At 74.3% G+C, this 1750-nt stretch carries 3 protein-coding genes and 1 pseudogene; all 4 read right to left on the bottom strand.

The window, feature by feature from the left end:
* Positions 1-298, bottom strand: a 298-nt coding sequence (locus MJ785_RS21160; protein ID WP_239382562.1) for a DUF2637 domain-containing protein, incomplete at its 3' end; no start/stop codon positions are given.
* A gap of 134 nt (positions 299-432) precedes the next feature.
* Positions 433-675, bottom strand: a pseudogene (locus MJ785_RS21155) (WhiB family transcriptional regulator); the annotation flags it as partial.
* A gap of 14 nt (positions 676-689) precedes the next feature.
* Positions 690-1466: a hypothetical protein gene (locus MJ785_RS21150; protein WP_239382560.1), complete on the bottom strand. Its 777-nt coding sequence runs from the start codon at positions 1464-1466 to the stop codon at positions 690-692.
* Positions 1463-1750 (bottom strand): hypothetical protein (locus MJ785_RS21145; protein ID WP_239382558.1); only part of this gene is annotated, 288 nt, incomplete at its 5' end. The genes MJ785_RS21150 and MJ785_RS21145, both read right to left, overlap by 4 nt.

Here is a 1750-nt window from a genome sequence, read left to right as displayed (position 1 = left end):
CCACCACCGCGGAGAACGCCACCGCTGCCATGGCCACCGGCAGCCCGTCCGCGACCGCGGGCAGCAGATAGCCGTGATGGAACCCCAGGCTCTGCGCGAAGTGGGACTGGTGGTCATAGGACCACACCGCCCCGGCCGCCCACACCCCGGCGATCAATACCAAAGAGACGATCAGCGGCCAGGCCACCGACCGCTTCCCGGCCGCTTCCCGGTCATCCGCCCGAACCCTCACGCCACCATCCCCGGTCCGGGCGTCGTCACCGGCACGCAGCCCACGGGAATCGATACGCCCGCTCATGCCGCGCCCCCGCGAGCGACGCCCGGGTCCACACCGGTGCCCCCGCAGCGGCGGCAACCGTCCGGGCCGGGGTTCCCGACGCACAGGTAGCACGCCTGCGCGGCGACCAGCGGCCAGCGCCGGACAGGAACGGGACGCACGCCCGCGGCGGGCCGGGCATGCGGCGCCCGGCGCTCCTGCTCGCTCAGCCCGCCCCAGATCCCGAACGGCTCCCGGGTCGCCAACGCCCAGCCCCGGCAGGCGTCGATCACCGGGCAGCCGGCGCAGACCGCTTTCGCCGCCGCGGTCTGCCACTCGACCACAGGGCCGGTCGTCCCGACCGGGAAGAACAGCTCCGGGTCGACGCCCCGGCAGGCGGCCCGTTGCCGCCAGCGCACGGCCAGGCGGGCGCTCACCGCCCGGCCCCGGCCAGCTCATCGGGATGGATGTCGGGGGCATCCTGATGACAGCCGGGATGCTCCGGCCCGTAGCCGCAGTCCACCACCTCACCGGCCGGTCGGATCGGTACGACACAGACCACACAGACGTCACCGTCCGGGCCGGTCTCCGCCGGGCCGGCCAGGCCCTGGGCACCGGCCCGGCCGGCGTGGCTGTTGCCCACGGGCAGGCCAAGCGCGGCCCGCGCCTCATCGACGGTGACCGTGGGAGTGATAGCGCCGATCTTGATTGCGATGCCGGTACGGGTGACGCCCGCCTCAATCACGGTCAGGGTGCCGTCGCTGCCGCCGGTGCGGACGGTCGGGGTCACCCCGAGCCACGTGTAGAGCGACCGCAGGTCGGCCAGCAGCACCTGGTCGGTGTCGTCACCGACCGCACCGAGGGCATCGATCTCCACGCAGGCCAGCGGCTCGTGGCCGGTGTAACGCCACACGTCCACCCGAACACCAACACGCCTGCCAGTCACCGTCTCGTGCTCGACTAGGAGCCGGCCGCAGACATCCAACGCGGCGGGCAGACCCGGCTGCACCTGCGGCGCCTCGGTCGTCGGGTCCTGTCCGGCGAGTACGCGCCGCGCGGCCAGCAGTTCGGTCATCGCCGCATCGACCTGGCGGACCTGGTCGGCGACCGGGCAGCGGGCCGCCGAGGCTCGCAACGCCTCCAGGGTCGCGGTCAACGCCTGATGGATGTGCAGCGCGGCGCGATCCCGGACGGTGACAGTGGCGGTCATACCGCCACCTCCCGTGCACGGGGAGACAGGACCGCCGCGCCGCTGACCGGCCACCCGGCCGCGGCCCACAGCTCAGCGCGGGCGGCGACCAGCACGGCCGGGAGGGTGGGAATACCGGCCCGACGGCCAGCGGCCCGCCGGGCCGCGACCGTCACACGACGGACCCGCCGGGCCACAGCGATCTCATAGCCGGGTGCGCGGTCGGCGCACGCGAGCGCCACCGCGACCGTGGCATCGGTTTCCGCGCTCACCGCGTCGGTGTACTCCCGCAGCAGCGGGTCAGC

Origin of the sequence: Protofrankia sp. CiT1 (genome assembly GCF_917627335.1) — a bacterium.
Taxonomy (GTDB): Bacteria; Actinomycetota; Actinomycetes; order Frankiales; family Frankiaceae; genus Protofrankia.
This window is presented reverse-complemented; position numbering and strand designations above follow the sequence as displayed.

What these genes read in the sequence shown, in the direction of transcription:
- MJ785_RS21150 (WP_239382560.1), bottom strand. Translation starts at nt 1,466, where the DNA reads ATGACCGCCACTGTCACCGTCCGGGATCGCGCCGCGCTGCACATCCAT.